Below are 24591 nucleotides of genomic sequence, written 5' to 3'. Positions count from 1 at the left end.
GGCACCGGAGAATAAAACGCCAGTGTAGAACAAGACGACGCCGCCGGGCGTCCGCCAGGGCGGGCTTGGCAGGGCAGGCCCATCTGACTCGCCCCGATCAGCGTCCGCTGGCTTGCGGCTTGAGCAGGCGCAGGGTATTGATCGTTGTCATCAGGTCGGAGAAAGAGTCGGCCTGCATCTTGCGCATGACGCTGGCGCGGTGCAATTTGACCGTATGTTCCACCGTTCCCAGTTCCGCCGCGATTTGCTTGTTCAGCCGGCCAGCGACCACCAGCTCCATGACCTGGTGTTCGCGTTTCGTCAGCCTGCCCAGGCGCAGCTCGATGGAACGCAGCAGCGCCCGGTCCGCGGTGAGCCTGCCATTCAGCTTGAGCGCCAGTGTCACGGCATCGAACAGGCGCAGGGCGTCGACGGGCTTGGTCAGGAAATCAACCGCCCCCAGCTTCATGGCCTTGACGCTGCTGGCCACGTCGCCATTGCCTGTTAGAAAAATCACCGACAGCAGCGATTCGCAGTGCAGCAGGTGTTCCTGGAGCAGGGGACCGGACATGGCGGGCATGGACAGGTCCAGGACGAGGCAGCCCGCCTGCTGCAGGTCGGCCTCGGCCAGAAACGCTTCAGCGGAAGAGAAGGACTGTACCTGGTGGCTGGTACAGGAAAGAATTCTTTCCAGTGCGCGCAGGATGAACGGGTCATCGTCGACGAGGAAAACGCAGGGCGCTGCGGCACTGGTGTTATTCATCAATGGGTATGGTGAATTCAATGGTGGAACCGAAGGGATAGGCGGAGCGGGCCCAGATTTCGCCATAGTGGGCAGCGATAATTTTCTTGCAAATATTCATGCCCAGGCCCATGCCGCCTTCCTTGGTGCTATAGAAAGCATCGAATATCCTGTCGTGATGGTCGGGCGGCAAGCCGACCCCCGTATCGCTGACGGTAAACAAGGCATATTTGCCCAGATAGTGGCGCACCGACAGGTAGATGCACTTGCGCTCGTCGGGCAAGTCCTTGACCGCGTCGATTGCATTGGCCAACAGATTGATGAGGACTTGCTGAATCTGCACCAGGTCTCCGCTGACATGCATTTCGTGGTCGCAATATTCCGTCAAGCGAATATTTTTGAGCGCCAGGTCGTGCCGCATGAATTGTCGTACGCTGGCCAGTACGTCATTGACGCGTATACGTTCCGTGCACTTCTTGCCGGGATACAGCAGTTTCCTGATTTTCGTGAGCACCGTGGCAGCCCGCTTGGTCTGATCGATGATGTCGCGGATGATCGCCAGTTGTGCGGGTTCATTGAAGTGCCGGTTCCTGATCATGAATTCCGCGGCCTGGGCATTGCCCAGGATGGAAGTGAGCGGCTGGCTCAGTTCATGGGCGATGGCGCCGCTCAATTCGCCGGCCAGGGTGACGCGCGACAGGTGCATCAGTTTGAGCTCGTTGTCTTGCAGCGCGATCGTGGATGTCATTTCGCGCGAGCTAGCCTCCTGCATCGCCTGCCGCATGATTTTCATGGAGTAAGCGATGGAAAAACTTAAGGCGATCACGGAAAAAATCGTGCTTTCCGCCATATGGAAATTATGTTCAAACAGATGCTGGGAGGTAATGAAGTTATCCAGGCTAAGTAGTTTTAAGGAAAGTGTTGTTCCAAGCGGAAAGAAAGCAATCAATAGAAAAATGGCATTCATATTTTTGTTCAGGCATAGAGGAATAAGCAGAATCAGAAGGACAAGTATATTGGTCTGCACGAGTATCGTATTGATGGTATAGCTGGCTGCATAGCCAATCAGGAATGCCAGCGGCGACGCCAGTAAAATGGCGACAGTGATGATGTTGTAGATTGTGATGAAACTGTTGGATGGAAGATCCGGCATTTTAAGATAGGATCTGGCGAAAATGAAAAAAAAGAACATGCACAGTGAAAAGAGGAATGGCAGTAGTGAATTGTTGAATTCGGGATTGCTATAGAAGAGAAATTCAGCGCTGGCGCCATAATAGAAGAATGTGGTTGAACTCAGCAGGGCGAGAAATGCCGCGTAGATGATATGAATATTGTCTTTGGTGGAGATAAAAAGAAAGATGCTGTAAATGCAGAAGGCCAGCAGGCAGCCAAAATACATTCCCATCAAGAGTTTTTCCTTGGATTTCTGCAGGAAAAACGTATCGCTGGCCTGCACGGTAAGGGCAAGCGGTTCCTGAAAACCGTCCAGGCTGGCAAGCCTGGCATACACTGCCAGCTGTTGTCCGGCAGCGATGGCCAGCGGTAAGGACAAGGTCCAGGACTGTTGGTAGCGGAAATTGAAATTGCGCCGGTCGCCGCTATGGATGCTCGTCATGAGGCGTCCATCGGCCCTGTCAAGCACATGCCAGTCTACAAAATCCTGCAAGGGCGTGCCCAGGTCAACCGTCACCTGCGCCGGCTGCGGGCCAGAATTGTCGAGGTTGAACCTGATCCACCGGCAAGCGCCAGCGGGGCCGACGTTGGGCGGCTCCCCCGTCACGGAGATCCAGTGCGGGCTATGCCTGACGGCATCGACTGGCTGTTCACAGCTGCTGTCTTCCAGTGCCTGGTAGTGCCGGAGCAAACCTAAGCTCGTCGGCTGCGCGGCATCTATCGTCTCCCTCCCTTGCGCTCCGACATGCGCCGCAAATCCCAAGACACTGATTGCTATTGAAAAGACAATGTAGGTAATGAGAAGCCAGTAATTTATTTTGAAAATAATTCCCCCATATTCCCTAAATAGCAACATTGCTGTTATCTCCATCAGTGAGACGATTTGGTTGAAGTTGCCGAGCGAGATGCTACGGATTTCGGGTGCCGCTATCAATAGAACCAAAGTGTAGTATCGCTTGCTTAAGGATAAATGTACCGTGTCGTGGTTAGATTTCCAAGTGGAAATATCATGAATGCATGGCGAATAAGGAAATATTAGTAAAATAAAATTTACAAAAAACGCACCCTTGCTTAAGCGGTAAGTATTTTTTAAATAATGGCGATGTGGGAGCGGAGATGCGTGCATTACACAAAAAAATGGCGGAAATATGCAGGGTGCCTCATGCCGGTGCGTATGATTTATCGCAGCAGCGATACTTTTATCTGGAATTGAAGACGCCGAGTCTGGCATTGCAATGCATGGCCTTTATTGGCATGCTCGCGTCATATTTCCTGGCTGGCAGATTATCTTATGCGGTGGGTCAGGAATATTTTATTTGTGTAGCCGGAGTCTTGCTTGGAATTGTGATCAGCTGCAGGGCAGGAAATTTACGGTATCTGAATATTGGCGGCCTGGTGACCGCCATTTTTTCCTGTGCCGGCTTTCGCGTGCTCATGTCGGCAAGCGGCATTAGCGGGTACTGGATGTTTCCACTCGGAGTCTTGATGACGGTTTCCATTTCGGCCATCGCCAGTGATCCATTGACGTATCTGGTGCTGATACTGGTTGTGTGGTTTTTACTGGGGCTGGGCGGTTTCGAGCAGGCGTTGCTGGCCAGCGGCGAATGGTCGGTAATGTATGCGGCGGCGGGGGTGTTGATAGGCCTGCTTTTCAGCAGCTGTTTTTTTCGCCTGCGCTATATGCACCATGTCGCCACGGCGCGCCTGGAAGACATGGCTTACCGCGATTATTTGACTGGCATACCCAATCGCCGCTGTTTTCTCGATGCGCTGCATGCGGCAATGAGAGATGGCAAGTCGTCGCCTGCTTACCTGTTAATGGCCGATGTCGATGATTTCAAGATGATTAACGATGAATTTGGACATGATACCGGCGATATCGTCCTGCGGGAGCTGGGCCAGATTATTGCCGCGTCGGCGGCAGGTTGTCCGCACGGGCGGATCGGCGGCGAGGAATTCGCCATGCTGATCGATGCCGACCTGGCGTGCGTGGCCTACATTGCGGATCAGCTGCTGGATAGGGTGCGGCGCTCGACGGCAGTCAGGCGGGGCGTGACGATCAGTGTCGGTATCGCGCGCATGCAGGGAAATGCCGTGGCGGACGGTTTCCGCAGGGCCGATGAGGCGCTGTACAGCGCGAAACTGTCCGGCAAGGATTGCGTGGTCTTTTTTCCCGACGCAGCGCCAGCTTAGGCGCCGTACCTCAAGAAATGCAAGCAAGAAGATGCGCGTGCAAGTGCGCAGGCCGCCGTGGCTATACCATTCACAGGGGAAATGATATGAATATCCGTACGATCAAGGGCAAATTGGCCATCGCCTTTGCCGGACTGGCGCTGATGGTGCTGGCCGTTTCCGGCATTTCCATCACCTCGCTGCTGGATGCGAATGCGCGTTTCGATTCCTATTTGTCCGAAACGAATGCCCGTTCCGTCCTGGTTGCCAAACTGCAGGAGGCGGTTGATAGCCGGGCCATCGCCGCACGCAACTTGCTGCTGTTTGTGAATGCACAAGATATCGCGCAGGAAAAGGAGCGTGTCGCCGAAGCCCACGCCCGGGTGCAGGCGCAGTTGCGGCAATTGCAGCGCAGCGCTGCGCAATCGGCCCAGATCACCGAGACAGCGACCAGACTGATACGGGAAATGGAAGCGGTGGAAGCCCTGTATGGGCCGGTGGCGTTGTCCATCGTCGATTTGGCGCTGACTGGTCAGAAGTCTGCCGCCATCGACAAGTTGAACCGCGAATGCCAGCCATTGCTGATGCGCCTGGAAAGGACGACCAATGAGTACGCGCGTTATGCCGCGGCCAGAGCCGAGGCGCGCTTGCTGACGGGTAAGCAGGCGTTTGCCGCCCAGCGCAATCTGCTCGTCGGCGTTTGCCTGCTCGCTTTCATGGCGGCTGGCGGCGCCGGGCTGTGGATCGTGCGCACCTTGTTCCGTTCCTTGGGTAGCGAACCGGCGCTGCTGGGCGCGGCGGCTCAAAAAGTTGCTGGAGGGGATTTGAGCCATGCAGGCGAGCAAGTGCAGGCGCCGGGCGGCAGTGTCATGGCCTCGCTGGTGGCCATGCAAACAGCCCTGGCGACGATGGTGGGCCAGGTGCGCGAAGCGTCGCAGGCGATGTCCACGGGGGCAGTGGAAATCGCCATGGCCAATACCAGCCTGAGCATGCGTACGGAGGAGCAGGCGTCCAGCCTGGAGCAAACGTCGGCCTCGATGGAGGAATTGACTGGTGCTGTCAGCAATACGGCCAACGCGGCCAGGAAAGCTACCGAGCTGGCCAACTCCGCCTCGCGGGTCGCCAGCCGGGGTGCCGACGTCGTTGCCCGGGTGGTGCAGACCATGAATGCGATCAATGCGGGTTCCCAGCGCATTGCCGATATTCTTGGCACCATTGACGGCATTGCCTTCCAGACCAATATCCTGGCCTTGAACGCGGCCGTCGAGGCGGCGCGCGCGGGGGAGGAGGGACGGGGCTTTGCCGTAGTGGCCAGCGAGGTGCGTAACCTGGCGCAGCGCAGTGCCGTCGCGGCCAAGGAAATCAAGGTGCTGATCGACGCCTCCGTGGCCAGCGTGGCGTCGGGCAGCCGCCTGGTGCAGGATGCCGGCGTGACGATGGATGAAATCGTCGACAGTGTCGGCCATGTCATGGCCATGATAGGCGAAATCAGCACTTCGGCCAGGGAGCAGAGTGATGGGATCGGCCAGGTCAATGTGGTGGTGAGCCAGCTTGATCGCATGACACAGGAGAATGCGGCAATGGTGGAGCAGACGGCGGCGGCCGCCGAGCAGTTGAAGGAGCAGGCCATCCAGATGGCGGCGCTGGTCGGTACGTTCAGGCTCGGCGACGAGTGCGATGGGGCGGGCAGTCCACAGGCAATCGATGCCGGCGCGCGCAGGCTTGCCCTGGGCGCCGTTGCCGCACCATGCCCGGCCTGAGCCGTGTATTCACGGGAGCAGGTGTTTACTTGCGCGGCTCGTGTATCCGGAATTTCTTGACGATGCCCGCCTGGTCGAACATGACGGCCACCTCGCGCGTGCCCTTTTCGCCCAGCAGGGGGATCAGGCGCGTCATCTTGGGTGCTTGCAGCTGGTTCTTGTAGACCCAGACTTCATAGCCGGGATCGAAGCTGACGACGGTGGCGTTGCCCAGGGCAGCGTCGAGGTCGAGGCGGGTGGTCTTGCCCACCTTGATGTTTTGATAGATCGCGCCATTGTCCGGCGCGCGGTTGACCTTGTATTCACTGGCGGTGCACATGGCCACGGCCAGGCCCGCGAGGCAGGAAGCTGCCAGTTTTATCAATGTGTTCATACGGACTCCCAGTGTGCATCACTGCTTCCAATCTCAGAGGGGACGGGCGTGATGTCAGGACAGGAGTGTGCTTGTGTCGCCGCGAATGTGCTACAAGATTATACAAAGGTGCAAAATTTGATGCTGTCGGTACCGGTAGGCGGTACCTTCACCGATTTTGCAGCACGTCGGTCGACAGCGCCAGGGTTTCCTTGATTTCTTCCATCACCACATAGCTTTTCGATTGCGCGGCGCCGGGCAGCTGCAGCAGCATGTCGCCCAGCAGCTTGCGGTACTCGGCCATTTCATGGATGCGCGCCTTGATCAGGTAATCGAAGTCGCCCGACACCAGGTGGCATTCCTGTACCTCGGGAATTTGCAGCACTTCGCGGCGGAATTGCTCGAAGGCGGACGCGGATTTTTGATTCAGCGTAATCTCCACAAAGACGAGCAGCTTGGCGCCCAGCGCGGCCGGGTTCACCTTGGCATGGTAGCCCGTGATGACGCCGTCGCGCTCCATGCGCTTGACCCGCTCGATGCAGGGCGTGATGGACAATCCCACCTGTTCGCCCAGGTCTTTCATCGAGATGCGGCCATCCTGTTGCAGGATGCGCAGGATGTGGCGATCCAGCTTGTCGAGGCCACGTGCCGATTCTTTAAGGATTCTCATGATTTATTGCTGAATATCTCGATTTATACGTGAACAAATACTGGCTCTTTCCCAATATGATAGCGGTTAATCTGGCGTCAGCCTAAAAAATATAATGAGGAAACTATGCGTATCGTGATTCTGGGTAGCGGCGTCATCGGCGTCACCAGTGCTTACTATCTGGCCAAGGCAGGACATGAGGTGACCGTCATCGACCGCCAGCCGGGCCCGGCACTGGAAACCAGCTTCGCGAATGCGGGGCAAATCTCGCCCGGCTACGCTTCGCCATGGGCTGCGCCCGGCATTCCCCTGAAAGCCGTGAAGTGGATGATGCAGCGCCACGCACCGCTGGCCATCTCGCTCGACGGCAGCGCCGCCCAGCTCAAATGGATGTGGCAGATGTTGCGTAATTGCACACCGGAAGCGTATGCGGTGAACAAGGAACGCATGGTACGCCTGGCCGAATACAGCCGCGATTGCTTCAAGGTGCTGCGCGCCGAGGCCGGCATCACGTATGAAGGCCGCCAGCAAGGCACGATGCAATTGTTCCGCACCGAAAAGCAATACAACGACGCCGCCAAGGATATCGAAGTGCTGAAAGACGCGGGCGTGCCGTATGAAGTGCTGCAGCGCAACGAATTGTCGCGCGCCGAACCGGCCCTGGAAGCGGTCAAGGATAAACTGTTCGGAGGCTTGCGCCTGCCCAACGATGAAACGGGCGATTGCCAGCTGTTTACCACGCGCCTGTCCGAAATGGCCGTGGCGCTGGGCGTGAAGTTCCGCTATGGCGTCGCCATCGATGCATTGCTGACGCAGGGCGATGAAATCGCTGGCGTGCAATGTGGCTCGGAAATCGTCAAGGCCGACTCCTACGTCGTGGCGCTCGGTTCCTATTCGACGGGCTTCATGAAGCCGCTGCTCGACATCCCCGTGTATCCGCTGAAGGGCTATTCGATCACCGTGCCTATCGTCAACGCGGCCAAGGCGCCCGTGTCGACCATCCTCGATGAAACCTACAAGATCGCCGTGACGCGTTTCGACGACCGCATCCGCGTGGGCGGCATGGCGGAAATCGCCGGCTACAACCTGAACCTGAACCCGCGCCGCCGCGAAACCCTGGAAATGGTCGTCAACGACCTGTTCCCCGGCGGCGGCAACACGGCCGAAGCCACCTTCTGGACGGGCTTGCGCCCGATGACGCCGGACGGCACGCCGATCGTCGGCCGCACGCCGCTGCGCAACCTGTTCCTCAATACGGGCCACGGCACCCTGGGCTGGACCATGTCCTGCGGCTCGGCGCAATTGCTGGCCGACCTGATGTCGTCGAAAAAGCCGGCCATCCTGGCCGACGACCTGTCCGTCAGCCGCTACAGCGGCGCACAGGGCAATGGCAAACTGCAACACGCGGTGGCCTGAGATGGGGGCCAGCATGCCTCCAAAGGAACGTAGCGGCGCCATCTTGACGGTGGACCTCGACGCCGTGCGCGCCAACTACCGCTTGTTGCGCGACAAGGCGCATCCTGCCGCCTGCTCGGCCGTCGTGAAGTCCGACGCGTATGGCCTCGGCGCCGCGCAAGTGGGCGCGGCCCTGTATGAAGAAGGTTGCCGCCATTTCTTCGTGGCCCACCTGGAAGAGGGTATCAGCCTGCGCCCGCACGTGGCGCCGGACGCCTCCATCTTCGTGCTGCACGGCCCGCCCGTCGGCACGGAAGGAGAATTCACGGCCCATGGCTTGACGCCAGTGCTCAACAGCGAGCCCCAGGTGGCCGGCTGGCGCGCGCATGCGAAGGCGCTGGGCACCACACTGGACGCCATCGTGCAGGTCGACACGGGTATGTCGCGCATGGGCCTGTCGCCGCAGGAAATCGACGCCTGGCTGCTGGACCCGCATTTTCTCGACGGCATCAAGGTGCGCTACATCATGAGCCACCTGGCTTGCGCCGACGAGCGCAGCAACCCCATGAATGGCGAGCAGCTGGCCCGTTTCACCGCCATCCGCGCCCGTCTGCCGCAGTACCGCGCCAGCCTGGCCAATTCCTCGGGCATCTTTTTATCCCCCGATTTCCACTTTGACCTGGTGCGTCCCGGTGCGGCCCTGTATGGCATCGGGCCGCAGGGCGGCGAACCGAATCCCCTGCGCTCCGTGGTGCGCCTGCAAGGCAAGGTCATGCAGACGCGCACGATTGCCGCCGGCGACCACGTGGGCTACAGCCGCCGCTACACGGCCAGCGAGCCGCGCCAGGTGGCCACTGTTTCCGTCGGCTACGCTGATGGCTGGCTGCGCAGCATGAGCAACCAGGGCCTGGCCATCGTCGACGGCGTGAAAGTGCCGCAGATCGGCGCCATCTCGATGGATTCCATCACGCTCGACGTGAGTGCCATCGCCGGCGACCGCGTCGCGCCGGGCAGCCTGGTCGACCTGATCTGCGCCGAACATCCGGTCGACGCGGTGGCAGCCATGGCCAATACCATCGGCTATGAGGTGCTGACCAACCTGGGCGGACGCTATTACCGCGAGTATCGAGGCTTGGCTGGCGGCGCACGCTAAGCAGCGCAAAACCGATGATTGTGTGGCAAGATAGCCCCGGTGTGAACTCCACTCCGGGGCTTCTTTTTAATCATCATCGGGGATTTATATGAGTCAATATAACGTTGCTATCATCGTCGGCAGCCTGCGCAAGGATTCCTTCAACCGCAAGCTGGCCGAGGCCATCATCAAGCTGGCGCCGCCCGAGTTTTCCTTCAAGCACATCGAAATTGGCGACTTGCCGCTGTACAACCAGGATGACGATGGCGCGCAGTCCGAGCAGGTGCTGCGTCTGAAGTCGGATATTTCTGCTTCGCAAGCTTTGCTCTTCCTCACCCCCGAATACAACCGCTCGATCCCCGGCGTGCTGAAAAACGCCCTCGACCACGGCTCGCGTCCGTATGGTCAGAGCGTGTGGGGCGGCAAGCCGGGCGCAGTGCTCGGCGTTTCCGTGGGCGCCACGGGCACGGCGCTGGCGCAGCAGCATTTGCGCAATGTGCTCGCTTACCTGGACGTGCCGCTGCTGGGACAACCGGAAATGTTCATCCAGGCCAAGGAAGGCTTGTTCGACGAGCATGGCGGCATCGGCCCGGGCAGCCTCGGTTTCTTCCAGGGCTGGATGCAGCGCTACACGGACTGGGTCCGCAAGCACGTCATCCACGCTTGACGCATATCAAGGCGGCAGCGCTCTGCGTTGCCGCTTGTACACATTCTTTGATCATGGATGCCAACATTTCAATATTGGCACGGGTGTCTCGGTATAATGCGCCCTTTCTTTAGCGCAATACTTTCCGATTTTTTGCCGACCCATGTGGACTAAACCTGTTCTGCGCATGAATTTGCGCCGTTTGATCGTGCTCGTGGCCTTCGCCAGCGCCCTGGTGTCCCTGGCCAATACCTTCTATGCCAGCTACAGCGTGCAGCGCCAGTTGCTGATCGATACCACGCTGGAAGCGAACCATGCCTACGCCAGCAAACTGGCCAGCACGGCCGAGGATTTCCTGCAGTCGGCGCGCCAGCAACTGGCCTACAGCGCCGGCAGCCTGCCATCGCGCATGGGCGACGAGCACTGGCTGACGGACGAGGCGCAGCGCCTGCGCCTGCAAACGAACAGCTTCAATTCCGTGCTCATCGTCGATGCCCAGGGCAAGGTGCTGGGCGTGTCGCCGGAAACCCTGGCCTTGAAGAACCGCACGCTCGATTCGGCCGGTGCCGTGCAGGCGCTGCGCGAACGGCGCCCGCTGGTGACGCAGCCGTACGTGTCCTCGGCCGGCAACCTGGTGGTCTTCATTTCGCATCCCATCCTGGGCAAGGATGGCCGCTACCTCGGCTATGTGGGCGGCAGCATCTACCTGAAACAGAAAAATATCCTGTACACCATGCTGGGTCAGCATTACTACCGCGACGGTTCCTACCTGTACGTGGTCGACCAGAGCCGGCGCCTGCTGTACCACCCGGACCCCGAGCGCCTGGGCGACGTGGCCGGCAGCAATGAAGTCATCGATGCCATCATCGCGCAGCAGGGCGGCGGCAACCGGCGCATGCACAACAGCCTGGGCGTGGACATGCTGGCCGGCTACGCCATCATGCCGTCGACGGGCTGGGGCATCGTGGCGCAGCGCCCCACGGCCATGACCCTGGCCCCGCTGAACCAGCTGATGGCCAACACGGTATGGCATTCCCTGCCGATTGCCTTGCTGAGCCTGCCATTCATCTGGTGGCTGGCCAGCCTGATTTCGCGGCCCCTGGTGCAGCTGGCCGAAGGCGCGCGGCGCATGGATGCGCCCGGCACTGCCGAGCACATCGCCGCCATCCGCTCCTGGTATGTGGAGGCGGCGCAAATCAAGAAAGCCCTGCTGAAGGGCCTGGCGCTGTTGCAGAACAAGATCGGCAAGTTGAAGACCGACGTGCAGACGGACCCGCTGACGGGGCTGTCGAACCGGCGCGGCATGGCGGCGGCGCTGGATGCGTGGCAGGCACAGGCGCGGCCGTTTTCCGTCATCGCCATCGATATCGACCATTTCAAGCAAGTCAACGACCAGTGGGGCCATGCCGTGGGCGACGAAGTCATCCTGCGCCTGGCGCAGCTGATGCGCGCCTGTTCGCGCGATGCCGACGTGCTGTGCCGCAATGGCGGCGATGAATTCATCATGCTGCTGCCCGATGCCGACCTCGACGTGGCCATGCAGGTGGCCGAGCGCTTGCGCGCCAAGGTAGCCGCCGCCGTGATTCCCGGCGCGGGCTTTGTCACGGTATCGCTGGGCGTCGTGTCCTCGGAACAGGAGGCGGGCAATACGGACGCCGTGCTGCGCGCCGCCGATGCGGCCCTGTACGTGGCCAAGGAAAATGGGCGCAATTGCGTGGGCATCACGGAGCCCGCCTGACAGGCGGGCCGTGCGGCATGAACTGATACGCTGTTTTCTGTTGCATCTGAGCCTGTTTCGTTTGCCTGCCAGCGCTTACCATATAGCCCTGATGAGGTACAACGAGGATAACGGACATGGCAGGGTTGGATGTTGATGACGTTTGAGCAAGAACTTGGTATCCGCTGCGACGTCAATGGGCGACCACACCCGCTGGCCTTCCTCGGATGCCGCGGACTCAACTATGGCCAGCACAGCGTGCTGCCGTTGCACCCATTTCGCCTGAGCGTGCCGGAAACGGCGCTGGCGGGCCTGCTCGACGAGCCGTTCAACAGTTTTATCCAGACTTGCCGCGAAGACGACCTGCAGGACGAGGAAAGCGACTTGCCCGAGCTGATGCAGGCCGGCTATCCCGACATCACGGCCATGCTGGCGGGCCACCGGCCGCTGCTGGCCGAAATGCTGTACGACTTCATGATCAATGATTTGATGGACGCGATCGGGCGCGCCAGCGGCTACCGGCCCCTGCGCGCACGCTACTGGGGCGATGTCGAGGCGGCAGATGCCCGCGCGTATTTCACCGTCAATGAAGTGCAAAAAGTGTCTTTTGCCGATGGCCAGGCCATCTTCGAAGGGCAGGGCTACTACGGCATCTATGTCATCTGGCTGACGCACGGCTACCGGCGCCAATAGGGGCTTGACCTTCCTCGTGTGGGAAGGTTTATAGTGGCGCCATGAATCGTGCCTTTTTCCGCTTTCTCGCCCGCTCGCTGCTCTGGCTGCTGGCCGTCACGCTGCCCATGCAGGGCTTTGCGTCGGCCATGCGCAGCTGCTGCGTGGACGAGCTGGCGGTCGCCGTCACGGTCGCCGTCGAGGCCATGCAGGCACCCCAGTGCCATGACATGGGCGACATGGCCGGCATGCACATGCAGGACCAGCCGATGAAAATGGCCATGGACGATGGCGGCGCCACGCACCACGGCCACGATTGCAGCAACCATGGCGCGTGTATGGTGGGCGCCACGGCGCCGCCCGGCATGCCCGCCTTGCACGCCTTGACCCTGCGCGCGCCGCGTCCCGCGCTGGCGCCCGACTCCCTGTTCGCCGGGCATATCCCGCCTGGTCCCGAACGTCCCCCGAGAAGCACGCGCTCCGCCTGACCGCCCGTTGAACCTGGCGGTGCCGCCGTCGCACGTCCCAGCATCTTGAGCCTTGCACCGGCCGCGCCAGCGTTCCAGTCGCGCGCCCGCCGCGCAACACCCTGTCATTCAAGGAATACCATGAAACACCTGTTCAGCCTCGCGCTGGCTGTACTGCCGCTGGCCGCCGCAGCGCAATCTCCGTCCGCCCCGCAAGAGGCGCAGGCATCCGTGCCTGCCACCACTTACCGCTCCGCCTTCCTCGGCTACCGTCCCGCCGCCGAGGACGACGCCACGCCCGACCAGGCCTGGCGCGCCGTCAACGAGAAAGTCGGCAAGGCCGGCGGCCACATGGGCATGATGAAGATGGACGGCCACAAGATGGATGGCCACAAGATGGAGGGGCACAAGATGCCGATGGATAAGCCGGGTCCCAAGCCGGATGCCCAGCCCGCCCCGCAACACCAGCATGAAGGACACTGACATGGCCCGCTTCACAAAATCAACTTGCCTGACGCCGCTGGCGCTGGCGGCAATCTTGCTGCTGAGCGGCTGCGCCAGCTTCAGCCAGGATGGCGGCATGCAGGCGGTGTCCGCGCTGGCCGACGCCCGCACGGGCGCTCCCGCAGCGCTGGCCGACAAGGGCGGCGAGGAAAAATTGGCTGCCCTGCTGGCCCAGCCCCTGGATGCCGACAGCGCCGTGCGCATCGCCCTGATGAACAACCACGGCATGAGGGTGGCGCTGGCCGAACTGGGCGCGTCCGAAGCGGACCTGGTGCAGGCGGGGCGCTTGCGCAATCCCGGCCTGTCGTTCGGCCGCTCGCATGGCAGTCACGGCAATGAAATCGACCGCGGTGTCAGCTTCGACCTGGCCGGCCTGCTGACCATGCCGATGCGCGTCAACATCGAGAAGGGCCGTTTCGAGCAAGCCAAGCTGCAGGCCGTCAATAGCGCCGTGCAACTGGCGTCGGACACGCGCCGCGCCTACTTCAATGCCGTGGCCGCCGTGCAGACGGAAGCTTTCATGCAGCGGGCGCTGCTGTCGGCCGAGGCGGGCGCCGAACTGGCCACGCGCTTGCAGCAGGCGGGCAACTGGAGCCGCCTCGACCAGGCGCGCCAGCAAGTGTTTTATGCGGACGCCGTCGGCGACCTGGCCCGCGCGCGCCACCAGGCCACGGCCACGCGCGAGCACCTGACGCGCTTGCTGGGCCTGTGGGGCAAGCAAACGGCCTTCACCTTGCCGTCGCGCTTGCCCGATTTGCCGGCCAAGCCAGCCGAGGCGGGCAATATCGAGGCGCAGGCGATGGAGCAGCGCCTCGACGTGCAGATGAGCAAACTCGACGCGCATGCCACGGCCGACGCGCTGGGCCTGGCCAAGGTGACGGGATTCGTCAACGTGCTCGACGTGGGCTATAGCAACAAGAGCAGCAGCGAGGCGCCGCGCGAAAATGGCTATGAAGTCTCGCTGGAATTGCCCCTGTTCGACTGGGGCTCGGCGCGCAATGCCAAGGCGCAAGCGTTGTATGAGCAGTCGCTGCAGCGCACGGCGGGCACGGCTGTACGGGCCCGCTCGGAAGTGCGCGAGGCTTATTCGAGCTACCGCACGGCCTATGACCTGGCGCGCCACTACCGCGATGAAGTTGTGCCGCTGCGCAAGACGATCTCGCATGAAGTATTGCTGCGTTACAACGGCATGCTGGCCAGCGTGTTCGAACTGCTGGCCGATGCGCGCGAACAGGTTGCCAGCGTCAACAGTGCCATCGAGACCCAGCGCGATTTCTGGATTGCGCAAACCGAACTGCAAGGCGCCATCAATGGCAGCGGCCCAGCCAACAAGGAATAATGATGATTACACGTAGAAACTTTTTCATGAACGCGGGCGCTGTCGCCCTGAGTGCCGCCGCTGTCAGCAGAGTCGGTGCGGCATCGTTGCCGGAAGCCGTCAGCATGGCTGGCGCCGACACCAAGGCGCCGCCACCGCCGCCAAACGGGCGTCCATACAACCCCGTCGTCACCCTGAATGGCTGGTCCTTGCCTTGGCGCATGAACAACAACGTCAAGGAATTCCATCTGGTAGCCGAACCCGTCGTGCGCGAACTGGCGCCCGGCATGATGGCGAATCTATGGGGCTACAACGGCCAGTCGCCAGGGCCCACCATCGAAGTGGTGGAGGGCGACCGCGTGCGTATCTTTGTCACCAATAAATTGCCGGAGCACACCAGTGTGCACTGGCATGGCCAGCGCTTGCCCAACGGCATGGACGGCGTCACGGGCCTGACTCAGCCCGGCATCGCTCCGGGCAAGACCTTCGTCTATGAATTCGTCGCCAAGCGGCCCGGCACCTTCATGTACCACCCGCATGCCGATGAAATGACGCAGATGGCCATGGGCATGATGGGTTTCTGGGTGACGCACCCGAAAGACCCGAACTTCATGAAGGTGGACCGCGATTTCGTCTTCTTGCTCAGTAACTACGACATCGATCCGGGCAGCTACACGCCGAAGATCATGACCATGACGGATTTCAACCTGTTCACGTTCAACAGCCGTGTCTTCCCCGGCATCGACCCCATGGTCGTGCGCCAGGGCGACAAGGTGCGCGTGCGCGTGGGCAATCTGACCATGACGAACCACCCGATCCACATGCATGGCCATGAATTCGAGGTGACGGGCACGGATGGCGGCTGGACGCGCCCCGAATCGCGCTGGCCCGAAGTGACGACGGACGTGGCCGTGGGCCAGATGCGCGCCGTGGAATTCACGGCCACGGACCTGGGCGACTGGGCCTTCCACTGCCACAAGTCGCACCACACGATGAATGCCATGGGGCATGACGTGCCCACCATGATCGGCGTCGACCACCAGGGCGTGGCCGCAAAGATCAACCAGCTCGTGCCCGGCTACATGGTGATGGGTGAGCGGGGCATGGCCGATATGGGCGAGATGCAGATGCCGATCCCCGACAATACCTTGCCGATGATGGCGGGCGACGGCCCGTTCGGCGCCATCGGCATGGGCGGCATGTTTACCACAGTCAAGGTGCGCAAGGACCAGAAACCGGGCGACTACCGCGACCCGGGCTGGTACAAGCACCCGGCCGGCAGCGTGGTCTATGAATGGACGGGCGCCTTGCCGGAACCCGTGCGCGGCCAGGGGGCGGGCAAGCAAGTGGTGAAAGGCGGCGTCGAGATGACGGTGCGTAAACCTGGCGCTCACACGGGCCATTAACGCGGGCAATCAGGTACCGTCCTGAACGGCTTGCCTAGCATGGCAAGCCGTTTCGTGTGTTGCTATAAATCAATGAATTGTTGTTTGGTGACAATCCGAGCATTTTTTTCCGTGTTTTTTCTTTATATTCAAGCCAGTACGCTCCAGTTACATCGAGTATCGGCCAGTCTTATGGGAGAAATCATGTTGAACCGGATGAAGGTGGGAACGCGTTTGCTGACGGCTTTTTTTTGCGTTGCGCTAATGGGGGCCATCGTGGCCGGCATCGGTATCTTCAACATGGGCAAGATCGATACCATGGCGGGGCAGATGTACAACCATGAATTGCTGGGCTTGTCGTACATCAAGGAAGCCAATATCGCCTTGATCAAGGTGGGCCGCGCGCGCAGCAATTTCTTGCTGGCGACGACGGCCGAGGAGCGCGCCACGCGCCAGGCCGACATCGCCAAATTTCTCGATTCAAACAGGGCCTATCTTGCCAAGGCCCAGCCGCTGTTCGTCACGCCGGCCGCCAAGGAACTGTTTGCCCGCTTTGCCGCCGTCGAAGCCGAGTACGTCGTCACCATGCAGCAGGCGCTCACGCTGGCCGCGGCCGAACCGCTGGCCCAGCGCAGCGTGCAGCTGATCGAACTGCTCAACAAGACGCGACTGCATGCCGATGAGCTCGACGGTGTGCTCGACAAATTATCATTGCAGAAAGAAGAGCGCGCCAAAGCCGCTTCCGAGCAAGCCTCGGGCGTGTACCAGGCCAGCCGCAGTTTCATGATCGCGCTGGTGCTGGGCAGCGTGGCCGCCGGCCTGGCGCTGGGTGCGCTGATCACGCGCGGACTGACGCGCCAGCTGGGCGGCGAACCGGCGTATGCCGTCAAGATCGCCGGCGCCATCGCCGAGGGCGACCTCACCGTCGATATCCGCACGGCCAGCCACGACAGCGCCAGCCTGTTGTTTGCCATGAAAACCATGCGCGACAAGCTGGTGGGCATCGTCAGCCAGGTGCGCTCGGGAACGGACACCATCAACACGGCCTCGGGCGAAATCGCCCAGGGCAACCTCGACCTGTCGTCGCGCACGGAAGAGCAGGCCAGTTCGCTGGAAGAAACGGCGTCATCGATGGAACAGCTGACGTCGGCCGTGCGGCAGAACGCGGACAATGCGCGCCAGGCGAATGCTCTGGCCGGTGCCGCCTCGGAGGTGGCCGGCAAGGGCGGCGCCGTGGTGGGGCAGGTGGTGCAGACGATGGAATCGATCAATGCGTCTTCGCGCAAGATCGTCGACATCATCAGCGTCATCGACAGCATCGCTTTCCAGACGAATATCCTGGCCTTGAACGCGGCCGTGGAAGCGGCCAGGGCGGGCGAGGAGGGGCGCGGATTTGCCGTCGTGGCATCCGAAGTGCGCAACCTGGCGCAGCGCTCGGCCAGTGCCGCCAAGGAAATCAAGACCCTGATCGGCGACTCCGTCGAGCAGGTGGAGATCGGTTCCAAACTCGTGCATGACGCGGGCAAGACGATGGATGAAGTGGTCGCCAGCGTGCGCCAGGTGGCCGACATCATGCAGGAAATCACGGCCGCCAGCGCCGAGCAAAGCGCCGGCATCGAGCAAGTCAACGAGGCCGTGCTGCAGATGGACCAGGTGACGCAGCAAAACGCGGCCCTGGTGGAGGAGGCGGCGGCCGCCGCCGAATCGCTGCAAGACCAGGCGCACTCCCTGACGGAACTGGTGGGCGTGTTCCGCCTGCATGCCCAGGCCGAGCACATCGCCGTGGCGCCGGCCAGCAACGTCACGCCGCTGCGCCGGCCAGTGCCGGCCGCCAGGCAGCGGGTGCGGCGCCTGGCCTGACGGCGGCGGGATCGGGCGCAATCGGCGCGGCGGTGGTAGGCTGTCGCTATTGCGCGTTTACCACTTCCGGGTCTTTCATGCCGTCTTCCTGCTTGCTGTGCTTACCTCTGCTGTTGCTGTCCCTGGCGCCCCTGGCGCAGGCGCAGGACAGCGATCCCGTCCTGCCTTACCGTCCTTCGGTGGCCAGTCCCGCCCAGCTGCCCGTGCCGGGCCAGCTGGAATTCGAGGCCGGGGGCCTGCTGTCGAAAACGGACGACACGCGCCGCGCCAGCCTGCCGTACACGTTCAAACTGGCGTTTACGCCCGAATGGGGCGTGCTGCTGGAAGGCGAGGGCTTCGTGCGCGCGCGCGACGCAACGGGCCGGCGCGAAACGGGCGTGGGCGACACGACGGTCGTGCTCAAGCGGGCCTTTTTGCTCGACAGCGCTACGGCCCTGGGCCTGGAGCTGGGCTGGAAGTTGCCTACAGCCAAGGACAGCATCGGCAGCGGCAAGAGCGACGTGTCGCTGAACGGCATTCTCAGCCGCGACCTGGGCGCCGTGCACGTGGATGCCAACCTGAACGCCACGCGCCTGGGGGCATCGGACCCTGGCGCGGGCAGGGTGCAAACGGGCTGGGCGACCTCCTTTTCCACGCCCGTCAGCGACCGCTGGGGCGCCACGGCGGAAGTGTCGGGCACGCGCTTGCGCGGCGCGCCTGCCACGGCCCAGCTCTTGTTGGCCGCCACCTACAGTCCCACGCCGCGGCTGGCCATCGATATCGGCTTGGCGCGCGGTTTGACGGCGGCGTCGCCGGACTGGTCGCTGTTCAGCGGCCTGGTCGTGCCTTTGGGTAAGCTGTGGTGAGATTGCCACGGCTTTCCTTATGTGTCCTTGCGAACAAACAGTTGGTTGTACAAGGTCTACAATTGCGGCATAACTGATAAAAGGAGTGCCCCATGAAAACCCTCATTCTCGCCGCCGTCCTGCTGTCGGCCGCTACCGCTGCCGTCGCCCAGGTTGGCGTCTCCGTCACCGTCGGCCAGCCGGGCTTTTACGGACGCATCGACATAGGCGATTATCCAGCGCCGCAATTGATCTATGCCCAGCCCATCATCGTGCAGCGCCCGCAATACTATTCGGCGCGCCCCATTTATCTGCGCGTGCCGCCCGGCCATGCGAAAAACTGGTCGAAGCACTGCCGCAAGTATAATGCCTGTAACCAAGAGGTATATTTCGTCCAGGATAGTTGGTATAACAACCAATATGTGCCCCGTTACCGCCAGCAGCATGGCGACCATGGCCGTCCCGATTATGGTGACCGCGGCCGTCATGACAACAAGCATGACAAGCACTTTGACAAGCATGATGACAAGCGCGACAAGCATGACAACAAGCATGACAACAAGCCGGGCAAGGGCCATGGCAATGGTCACGGCAATGGCAACGGGCACAGGGATTAACACGCAGGAGGATCTTTGCACAGTAAAATCGTTATCGTAGGGGGAGGAGCAGGCGGCCTGGAGCTGGCCTGCAAACTCAGCCGCAAGCTCGGCGCCGGCCAGGTCACCCTGGTCGACAGCCGGCTGTACCATATCTGGAAGCCTTCGCTGCATGAAGTGGCGGCCGGTACCCTGGACATTCATCAAGAGGGCCTGTCGTACCAGATGCTGGCGCATGACAATGGTTTTACCTATGTCTATGGTCCTTTGATCGGGCTCGACGCCGCGTCGAACAGCCTCACCGTGGGCGCCATCGCCACCGACAAGGATGAGCAGCTGCTGCCGCAGCGCACTGTCAGCTACGACCAGCTGGTGCTGGCCGTGGGCAGCACGTCGAATTACTTCGGCGTGCCCGGCGCCCAGGAAAACACGATTTCCCTGAATGCCACGGAAGATGCCGAACGTTTCCGGTTGACCCTGCTGAAACTGCTGGCGATGGCCGAGCAGCGCCAGGGCGACGCGGGCCACCCCGGTGTCGACATCGTCATCATCGGCGGCGGCGCCACGGGCGTGGAACTGGCGGCCGAATTGCGCGAAGCGAGCGGCGTGTATGCGGCGTATGGCTTCCAGAATCTCAACGCCATCAAGGATGTGCGCATCACCCTGCTCGAAGGGGCGCCGCGCATCCTGGCGCCGCTGCCCGAGCGCGTGTCCATCGCCGCCTCGAAACTGCTGCATAAACATGGCATCACGGTGGTGACCGACACGCGCGTCACCACGATCGAAGCCGACAAGGTGACGGTGGCCAGCGGCACAAGCTATGCGGCCGACATCTGCGTGTGGGCCGCCGGCATCCGCGCGCCGGAATTCCTGTCCACCCTGGGACTGCCGACCAACCGCGCCGGCCAGCTGGAAGTGACGGGCATGCTCAATGTGCAGGGCCACGCGAATATTTTCGCGCTCGGCGACTGCGCCGCCTGCACGGGGCCCGATGGCAAGCTGGTTCCCCCGCGCGCCCAGGCGGCCCACCAGCAAGCCGATTACCTGCTGAAAACGTTCCTGCTGCAAGCCAAGGGCAAGCCGCCGCAAACGAAGCCGTACGAATACCTGGACTACGGTTCGCTCGTGTCGTTTGGCCGCACCACCTCGGTCGGCACCCTGATGGGTTCCCTGAAGGGCCTGAGCTGGTTCGTCGAAGGGTTTGTCGCGCGCGTGATGTATGTCAGCCTGCACCTGATGCACCACAATGCCGTGCTGGGCAGCGTGCGCACGGCAGTCATGGCCATGGGCCGTTTCCTGATCAAGCGCAGTACGCCGCAGGTCAAGCTGCACTAAGCCGTTGCTATCCCATCAAAAAGGGGCCTTGCGGCCCCTTTTTATTTGCCGCGCGCGATGGGCGCCGCTTCGCAGCGTCCCCGCGTCATGGGGAAATCGATGGTGGTGAGCTTGCCCTTCAAGGTGCCGCTGATGCTGGCATGCAGGATGCGCTCGCTGTCGCGGCGGTAGATGATGCGGCTCGGGAAGTCATTGTCCAGGTTGGCGAAGATGAATTCATTCGGCTTGTCCTGGCGCAGCAGATTGAAGATCACGGGCGGCTGGCCCGACGGCTGCACGATGTAGGCCAGCTGGCCCGGCTCGGTGAGGCGGATCTGCACGAATTCAAAGGCCGTCGTCTTGCCGCCCTTGACGGTGCGGCTGGTGCCGAGGATGGTGCCGCCGGCGGCCGTGCTCCATTGTTCGCCGGAGCCGGGCTCGGCGCCATCGACGTTCCAGCAGCCGGCCAGCCAGGCCAGCTTGTCCACGGTTTCCGGCGGCGGCACGGTGTTGTCGGCGGCCTGGGCGGCACCCATGGCCAGCAGCGCTGCCAGCAAGGTCGTTGCGAGTCGTTGCATGCCATCTCCTGTCGTTGCGATGTTAGCGGTCACTAGGGCACGCCGGCGGCGCGCCTGACCAGTGTAGCCGATGCTGGGCTGCACACGGCAAACACTTTATACTCGGGAAAGATCTCGACCGTCACTATCATCACGCCAAGGACAATCATGCACGATACTTCCACGCAGCCGCGCGGCGCCGCCAGGCCGGGCCAGTTCGACGACCGCTACATCAGCCTGAAAAGCCTGGGCCTGGACCCGGAGCAGCTCGATTTTTACCAGCTGCTGCTGGCCTGCAGGGCGAAGGGGGAAGCCGGGGAAAGCCTGCGGCAGGTCGCGCGTTTCCGCACGGATGGCTATGGCAAGTCCCGCTTCATCAGCAGCCTGGATGCGTTGCCGGCGCCGTTGGCCACGTTTCCCCTGTGGCGCGCCGAGCTTGACGGCTGGCCCGGCGAACTGGCGCGCGAGGACTTGCTGGCGCGGGCCTGTGTAGCGCTGGAGCAGCCGGTCGGCGTCTTCCTCGCCTCGACCGGCTGGCGCACGGCATTGCCCGACATTTGGCAAACCCTGCTGGCGCTGGGATGGCGGCAGGCGGGTTCTCCGGCCGATGCCGCCCTGGCGGCGCAATTGACGGATGTGTTGCGTGTTGGACATTTCTTGCAGGTGCTGGAAGGCGATCGCGCCAGCCTGGCCGGGCATGGCGCGCGCTGCGATGTGCTGGGGGCGCAACTGCTGTTGCCGGAAGAGGGGATGCCGCTACCCCGTTGAGGCGGGCAGGGCGCCCGTTGCGGGAAGTTATTCTTTTGGCGTAACGCGCGGCAAGACGACGGTCAGGGCCGTGCCGCCTTGCGGATTGGCCGTCAGGCTCAGGCTGCCGCCCAGGTAATGCACGCGCTCGCGCACGGAGCGCAGGCCGTGCTTGCTCATTTCGACGGGCTCGCTCTTCGGCAGCCCCACGCCGTCATCCTTGACGGTCATCATCAGCGCGTCCTCATTGTCGTCGATGATGATATCCACTTGCGTGGCGTGGGCGTGCGCGGCGATGTTGCCTAGCGCTTCTTCCAGGGTGCGCAGCAGGGCCACGCCCACGTTGCGCGGGCAAATCAGTTCATCTTCGGGCAGGCTGCAGCGCACGGTGATCTTGTGCTGCTCGGCAAATTGCGCGGCCAGCTCGCCCAGCGCGACATTTACGCCGAGAAACTCGAGCTTGTCGTTCCACAACTTCATCTGCATCTGGCGGTTGGTCTCGATCACATTCAGCAGCAATTGCTTCATGGTCGCCGCGCGGTCGAGCAAGGCGGCTTCCTGCGGCATCTTTTGCGTCAGCAGCGACAGGTGCATGGTCAGCGCCGTCAGCGAGGAGCCGAGGCTGTCGTGCAACTGGCGCGACAGGGCGCGCCGTTCATTGTCCCAGCTGGTGTTGACATGACCCAGCAACTCGCTGAGATCGGCGGCGCGTTCCGCATCGGCCTGGGCCGCTTCCTTGTTCGGATCTGTTTGTGCGGACATAGCGCCCCGTGAATGGTGAAAGGTGAGGACCAAATTCAAGTTGTGGATCATACATGAGGATTTCATCGCGGGGCGCATGGATGGAAAATTTCTGTCTTTTCGGCAATTTTGATCTCCTTCCATCATTTTTATATGATAGGCAATATTGTCGCTTTCGCCAGCGGGCAAAGTTCCCGTCGTTACGTACGGCTGCGCACATACCGGGACGCTGCGCGCTGCCATAGTGGGGCTGTGCATCCCCATGCAGCATAGCCGCCCTGCGGCGCAGGGCGCGATACAGGCCCGCTTACCGAAACGAAAGGACATGCCATGAATATCGATACCATCGTCGACAAGGAATACCTCGACAAAAGCTTCCGCGACATCGTCAATGCGCCCATCAGCGCCCTGCGCGGCGTCAGCGCGAAGGATGCCAAGGCCTTGCAGCAAGCGTTTGGCGTGAACACCGTGCGCGAACTGTCCAACCTCAATTTCGTCAAATGGGCCAGCGCGCTGGCCATCCTGGCCGATGAGGAGGGCATGAGCGGCGAAGAGCGGGCCAAGGAAGAATTGCTCGATGACGCCGTGGAAATGACGTTCCCTGCCAGCGACCCGATTTCCGTCGATGCCGGCATCACGCGCATCGAAGTGCCGCCGGAAACCGTCAATGCGCAAACGGATCACCAGCATGCGGGCCAGCATGAAGTGAGCGCTGGCAAGAAATAAAGCGTCCAAAGCAAAAAAACCGGCTGGCCGTGAGGCTTGCCGGTTTTTTTTACGTGCCGCTCAGTAAAGAACTTCAGGCGATCGGAACTTCAGGCGATCGATGGGATGCTGCTTTTCTGCATGTTGACCTGCGAGGCGATCACTTCGTGCGGCGTGCAGCAAAAGCGGTTCTTGCCGGCGCGCTTGGCTTCATACAGGGCCGTGTCGGCCGCGCCCAGCAGGGATTCGACGGTGCTGGCGTCGTCCGGGTAGATGGCGATGCCGATGCTGGTCGACAGGCGCAGAGTCAGGTCGTTGATGAAATACGGTTCGGAAATGACTTCGATCAGCTTGGCGGCCGGTTCGCGCGCGTCGCCCTTGCCGGCCAGGTTGCCCAGCACGATGACGAATTCATCGCCGCCGATGCGCGCCACCGTGTCTTCTTTGCGCGATGCGCCCACCAGACGGCCCGCCACCATTTTCAGGATATCGTCGCCATAGCCGTGGCCGTAGCTGTCGTTGATGGCCTTGAAGCCGTCCAGGTCCAGGTACAGGATGGCGGACTTGCCGCGGTTGCGGGCCGATTGCTGCAAGGTATGCTCGATGCGGTCTTCCAGCAGGCGCCGGTTCGGCAAGCCTGTCAGCGGATCGTGCAGCGCCAGTTCCTGCTGCTGCTTGCTGTATTGCGCCAGTTCCTTGTACAGCAGGCGCACTTCCAACATGTTGTGGATGCGTTTGTGCACTTCCATCAGGTCGAAGGGCTTGCTGATGAAGTCGCGCGCGCCCGCTTCCAGGGCGGCGATCTTGAAACTCGGCTGCGCCGTCAGGGCCAGCACGGGCAGGTAGCCGCCATGCTCAATTTCCTTCAAGCCTTTCATGACCTGGAAACCATTGAGTTCCGGCATTTGCAGATCCAGCAAGATCAGGTCGTAGCAATGCTCCTGGTGCAGGGGGCAGACCTGCGCCGGACGCATGGTGGCCGTGACATTGGTGTAGCCGGCATCGCGCAGGATTTCCAGCATCAGGTCGACATTGTCGGGTGAATCGTCAACGACCAAAATTTTGGCTTTCAAAATCTCATCTTGGCTGGGCATGTAGGGTCTCGGTTATACGGTCTATGCAACACTGGCTTCTACCGCAGCGAATAGGCTGGCGGCGCGGCTGACGGCGGTCGGATGATAGTA

General features: G+C 61.6%; 24 protein-coding genes. 17 read left to right on the top strand and 7 right to left on the bottom strand.

Annotated elements, in window-relative coordinates:
* Positions 1 to 97: 97 nt before the first annotated feature.
* A complete protein-coding gene (locus tag O3297_RS11675; protein ID WP_305048764.1) occupies positions 98 to 742 on the bottom strand; it encodes a response regulator transcription factor in 645 nt (214 codons plus the stop codon).
* Positions 735 to 2837, bottom strand: a complete 2103-nt coding sequence (locus O3297_RS11670; protein WP_305048763.1) for a sensor histidine kinase — start codon at positions 2835 to 2837, stop codon at positions 735 to 737. The genes O3297_RS11675 and O3297_RS11670 overlap by 8 nt, the downstream gene beginning before the upstream one ends.
* 173 nt (positions 2838 to 3010) lie before the next feature.
* Here O3297_RS11670 and O3297_RS11665 point away from each other — a divergent pair, with 173 nt between their 5' ends.
* Positions 3011 to 4087: a GGDEF domain-containing protein gene (locus tag O3297_RS11665; protein WP_305048762.1), complete on the top strand. Its 1077-nt coding sequence runs from the start codon at positions 3011 to 3013 to the stop codon at positions 4085 to 4087.
* 86 nt (positions 4088 to 4173) lie between these two features.
* Positions 4174 to 5826 (top strand): methyl-accepting chemotaxis protein, encoded by a 1653-nt coding sequence (locus O3297_RS11660; RefSeq protein WP_305048761.1) that lies wholly within the window; start codon positions 4174 to 4176, stop codon positions 5824 to 5826.
* A gap of 25 nt (positions 5827 to 5851) precedes the next feature.
* On the opposite strand, the gene O3297_RS11655 is transcribed toward O3297_RS11660, so the two are convergent.
* Both O3297_RS11655 and O3297_RS11650 read right to left on the bottom strand, forming a co-directional pair.
* Positions 5852 to 6199 carry a hypothetical protein gene (locus O3297_RS11655; protein ID WP_305048760.1) on the bottom strand — a complete coding sequence of 116 codons (348 nt, stop codon included), beginning with the start codon at positions 6197 to 6199 and terminating at the stop codon, positions 5852 to 5854.
* A 148-nt stretch (positions 6200 to 6347) separates the two neighbouring features.
* Positions 6348 to 6848: an Lrp/AsnC ligand binding domain-containing protein gene (locus O3297_RS11650; protein ID WP_070222192.1), complete on the bottom strand. Its 501-nt coding sequence runs from the start codon at positions 6846 to 6848 to the stop codon at positions 6348 to 6350.
* A gap of 105 nt (positions 6849 to 6953) precedes the next feature.
* Between O3297_RS11650 and O3297_RS11645 the strand changes: the two genes are divergently transcribed.
* The 13 genes from O3297_RS11645 to O3297_RS11585 all read left to right on the top strand — a co-directional run bounded on the left by O3297_RS11645 (position 6954) and on the right by O3297_RS11585 (position 20678).
* Complete coding sequence (locus O3297_RS11645; RefSeq protein ID WP_305048759.1) at positions 6954 to 8243, top strand: D-amino acid dehydrogenase; 1290 nt, start codon at positions 6954 to 6956, stop codon at positions 8241 to 8243.
* Between the two features lie 13 nt (positions 8244 to 8256).
* Positions 8257 to 9375 (top strand): alanine racemase, encoded by a 1119-nt coding sequence (gene alr, locus O3297_RS11640; protein WP_305048758.1) that lies wholly within the window; start codon positions 8257 to 8259, stop codon positions 9373 to 9375.
* A gap of 88 nt (positions 9376 to 9463) precedes the next feature.
* Positions 9464 to 10021: an NADPH-dependent FMN reductase gene (locus O3297_RS11635; protein ID WP_305048757.1), complete on the top strand. Its 558-nt coding sequence runs from the start codon at positions 9464 to 9466 to the stop codon at positions 10019 to 10021.
* Between the two features lie 166 nt (positions 10022 to 10187).
* Positions 10188 to 11738: a sensor domain-containing diguanylate cyclase gene (locus O3297_RS11630; RefSeq protein ID WP_244965258.1), complete on the top strand. Its 1551-nt coding sequence runs from the start codon at positions 10188 to 10190 to the stop codon at positions 11736 to 11738.
* Positions 11739 to 11873: 135 nt separating this feature from the next.
* Positions 11874 to 12410: a hypothetical protein gene (locus O3297_RS11625; protein WP_305048756.1), complete on the top strand. Its 537-nt coding sequence runs from the start codon at positions 11874 to 11876 to the stop codon at positions 12408 to 12410.
* A 41-nt stretch (positions 12411 to 12451) separates the two neighbouring features.
* Positions 12452 to 12877, top strand: coding sequence for a hypothetical protein (locus O3297_RS11620; RefSeq protein ID WP_305048755.1), 426 nt, complete (start codon positions 12452 to 12454; stop codon positions 12875 to 12877).
* 120 nt (positions 12878 to 12997) lie between these two features.
* Positions 12998 to 13339, top strand: coding sequence for a hypothetical protein (locus O3297_RS11615; RefSeq protein ID WP_070280286.1), 342 nt, complete (start codon positions 12998 to 13000; stop codon positions 13337 to 13339).
* A 1-nt stretch (position 13340) separates the two neighbouring features.
* On the top strand, positions 13341 to 14699 hold the full coding sequence (locus O3297_RS11610) for a TolC family protein (RefSeq protein ID WP_305048754.1): 1359 nt from the start codon (positions 13341 to 13343) through the stop codon (positions 14697 to 14699).
* Between the two features lie 2 nt (positions 14700 to 14701).
* Positions 14702 to 16084, top strand: coding sequence for a multicopper oxidase family protein (locus O3297_RS11605; protein WP_305048753.1), 1383 nt, complete (start codon positions 14702 to 14704; stop codon positions 16082 to 16084).
* 183 nt (positions 16085 to 16267) lie between these two features.
* The gene (locus O3297_RS11600; protein WP_305048752.1) at positions 16268 to 17923 is read left to right on the top strand and encodes a methyl-accepting chemotaxis protein; all 1656 of its coding nucleotides are present in this window, start codon (positions 16268 to 16270) and stop codon (positions 17921 to 17923) included.
* Between the two features lie 77 nt (positions 17924 to 18000).
* Positions 18001 to 18768 carry a transporter gene (locus O3297_RS11595; RefSeq protein ID WP_305048751.1) on the top strand — a complete coding sequence of 256 codons (768 nt, stop codon included), beginning with the start codon at positions 18001 to 18003 and terminating at the stop codon, positions 18766 to 18768.
* Between the two features lie 92 nt (positions 18769 to 18860).
* Entirely contained in the window at positions 18861 to 19364 is a 504-nt protein-coding gene (locus O3297_RS11590; RefSeq protein WP_176376052.1) for a hypothetical protein, read from the top strand.
* 15 nt (positions 19365 to 19379) lie between these two features.
* Positions 19380 to 20678: an NAD(P)/FAD-dependent oxidoreductase gene (locus O3297_RS11585; RefSeq protein ID WP_305048750.1), complete on the top strand. Its 1299-nt coding sequence runs from the start codon at positions 19380 to 19382 to the stop codon at positions 20676 to 20678.
* A gap of 41 nt (positions 20679 to 20719) precedes the next feature.
* Here the strand turns inward: O3297_RS11585 and O3297_RS11580 are convergent, their stop codons facing one another.
* Positions 20720 to 21235 carry a DUF6265 family protein gene (locus O3297_RS11580; protein WP_305048749.1) on the bottom strand — a complete coding sequence of 172 codons (516 nt, stop codon included), beginning with the start codon at positions 21233 to 21235 and terminating at the stop codon, positions 20720 to 20722.
* A 147-nt stretch (positions 21236 to 21382) separates the two neighbouring features.
* On the opposite strand from O3297_RS11580, the gene O3297_RS11575 reads away from it, so the two are divergent.
* Positions 21383 to 21982, top strand: a complete 600-nt coding sequence (locus tag O3297_RS11575; RefSeq protein WP_305048748.1) for a hypothetical protein — start codon at positions 21383 to 21385, stop codon at positions 21980 to 21982.
* Positions 21983 to 22009: 27 nt separating this feature from the next.
* Here the strand turns inward: O3297_RS11575 and O3297_RS11570 are convergent, their stop codons facing one another.
* Positions 22010 to 22723, bottom strand: a complete 714-nt coding sequence (locus O3297_RS11570) for a sensor histidine kinase (protein WP_034783087.1) — start codon at positions 22721 to 22723, stop codon at positions 22010 to 22012.
* A gap of 309 nt (positions 22724 to 23032) precedes the next feature.
* Between O3297_RS11570 and O3297_RS11565 the strand changes: the two genes are divergently transcribed.
* The gene (locus tag O3297_RS11565) at positions 23033 to 23428 is read left to right on the top strand and encodes a hypothetical protein (RefSeq protein WP_034783088.1); all 396 of its coding nucleotides are present in this window, start codon (positions 23033 to 23035) and stop codon (positions 23426 to 23428) included.
* 89 nt (positions 23429 to 23517) lie between these two features.
* Here the strand turns inward: O3297_RS11565 and O3297_RS11560 are convergent, their stop codons facing one another.
* On the bottom strand, positions 23518 to 24501 hold the full coding sequence (locus O3297_RS11560) for a diguanylate cyclase domain-containing protein (RefSeq protein WP_070256637.1): 984 nt from the start codon (positions 24499 to 24501) through the stop codon (positions 23518 to 23520).
* Positions 24502 to 24591: the final 90 nt, after the last annotated feature.

Source organism: Janthinobacterium sp. SUN128 (genome assembly GCF_030587275.1).
Taxonomy (GTDB): domain Bacteria; phylum Pseudomonadota; class Gammaproteobacteria; order Burkholderiales; family Burkholderiaceae_D; genus Janthinobacterium; species Janthinobacterium lividum.
Note: the sequence above shows the minus strand (reverse complement) of the source record. Positions and strands in the feature narration are given on the sequence as shown.

Excerpts from the sequence above, each read along its gene's own strand:
- O3297_RS11665 (WP_305048762.1), top strand. The coding sequence starts at position 3,011 with ATGCGTGCATTACACAAAAAAATGGCGGAAATATGCAGGGTGCCTCAT.
- O3297_RS11595 (WP_305048751.1), top strand. The coding sequence starts at position 18,001 with ATGCCGTCTTCCTGCTTGCTGTGCTTACCTCTGCTGTTGCTGTCCCTG.
- O3297_RS11645 (WP_305048759.1), top strand. The coding sequence starts at position 6,954 with ATGCGTATCGTGATTCTGGGTAGCGGCGTCATCGGCGTCACCAGTGCT.
- O3297_RS11560 (WP_070256637.1), bottom strand. The coding sequence starts at position 24,501 with ATGCCCAGCCAAGATGAGATTTTGAAAGCCAAAATTTTGGTCGTTGAC.
- O3297_RS11580 (WP_305048749.1), bottom strand. The coding sequence starts at position 21,235 with ATGCAACGACTCGCAACGACCTTGCTGGCAGCGCTGCTGGCCATGGGT.
- O3297_RS11615 (WP_070280286.1), top strand. The coding sequence starts at position 12,998 with ATGAAACACCTGTTCAGCCTCGCGCTGGCTGTACTGCCGCTGGCCGCC.
- O3297_RS11630 (WP_244965258.1), top strand. The coding sequence starts at position 10,188 with ATGAATTTGCGCCGTTTGATCGTGCTCGTGGCCTTCGCCAGCGCCCTG.
- O3297_RS11590 (WP_176376052.1), top strand. The coding sequence starts at position 18,861 with ATGAAAACCCTCATTCTCGCCGCCGTCCTGCTGTCGGCCGCTACCGCT.
- O3297_RS11600 (WP_305048752.1), top strand. The coding sequence starts at position 16,268 with ATGTTGAACCGGATGAAGGTGGGAACGCGTTTGCTGACGGCTTTTTTT.
- O3297_RS11610 (WP_305048754.1), top strand. The coding sequence starts at position 13,341 with ATGGCCCGCTTCACAAAATCAACTTGCCTGACGCCGCTGGCGCTGGCG.
- O3297_RS11625 (WP_305048756.1), top strand. The coding sequence starts at position 11,874 with ATGACGTTTGAGCAAGAACTTGGTATCCGCTGCGACGTCAATGGGCGA.
- O3297_RS11620 (WP_305048755.1), top strand. The coding sequence starts at position 12,452 with ATGAATCGTGCCTTTTTCCGCTTTCTCGCCCGCTCGCTGCTCTGGCTG.
- alr (WP_305048758.1), top strand. The coding sequence starts at position 8,257 with ATGCCTCCAAAGGAACGTAGCGGCGCCATCTTGACGGTGGACCTCGAC.
- O3297_RS11660 (WP_305048761.1), top strand. The coding sequence starts at position 4,174 with ATGAATATCCGTACGATCAAGGGCAAATTGGCCATCGCCTTTGCCGGA.
- O3297_RS11635 (WP_305048757.1), top strand. The coding sequence starts at position 9,464 with ATGAGTCAATATAACGTTGCTATCATCGTCGGCAGCCTGCGCAAGGAT.
- O3297_RS11655 (WP_305048760.1), bottom strand. The coding sequence starts at position 6,199 with ATGAACACATTGATAAAACTGGCAGCTTCCTGCCTCGCGGGCCTGGCC.
- O3297_RS11565 (WP_034783088.1), top strand. The coding sequence starts at position 23,033 with ATGAATATCGATACCATCGTCGACAAGGAATACCTCGACAAAAGCTTC.
- O3297_RS11650 (WP_070222192.1), bottom strand. The coding sequence starts at position 6,848 with ATGAGAATCCTTAAAGAATCGGCACGTGGCCTCGACAAGCTGGATCGC.
- O3297_RS11575 (WP_305048748.1), top strand. The coding sequence starts at position 21,383 with ATGCACGATACTTCCACGCAGCCGCGCGGCGCCGCCAGGCCGGGCCAG.
- O3297_RS11570 (WP_034783087.1), bottom strand. The coding sequence starts at position 22,723 with ATGTCCGCACAAACAGATCCGAACAAGGAAGCGGCCCAGGCCGATGCG.
- O3297_RS11675 (WP_305048764.1), bottom strand. The coding sequence starts at position 742 with ATGAATAACACCAGTGCCGCAGCGCCCTGCGTTTTCCTCGTCGACGAT.
- O3297_RS11605 (WP_305048753.1), top strand. The coding sequence starts at position 14,702 with ATGATTACACGTAGAAACTTTTTCATGAACGCGGGCGCTGTCGCCCTG.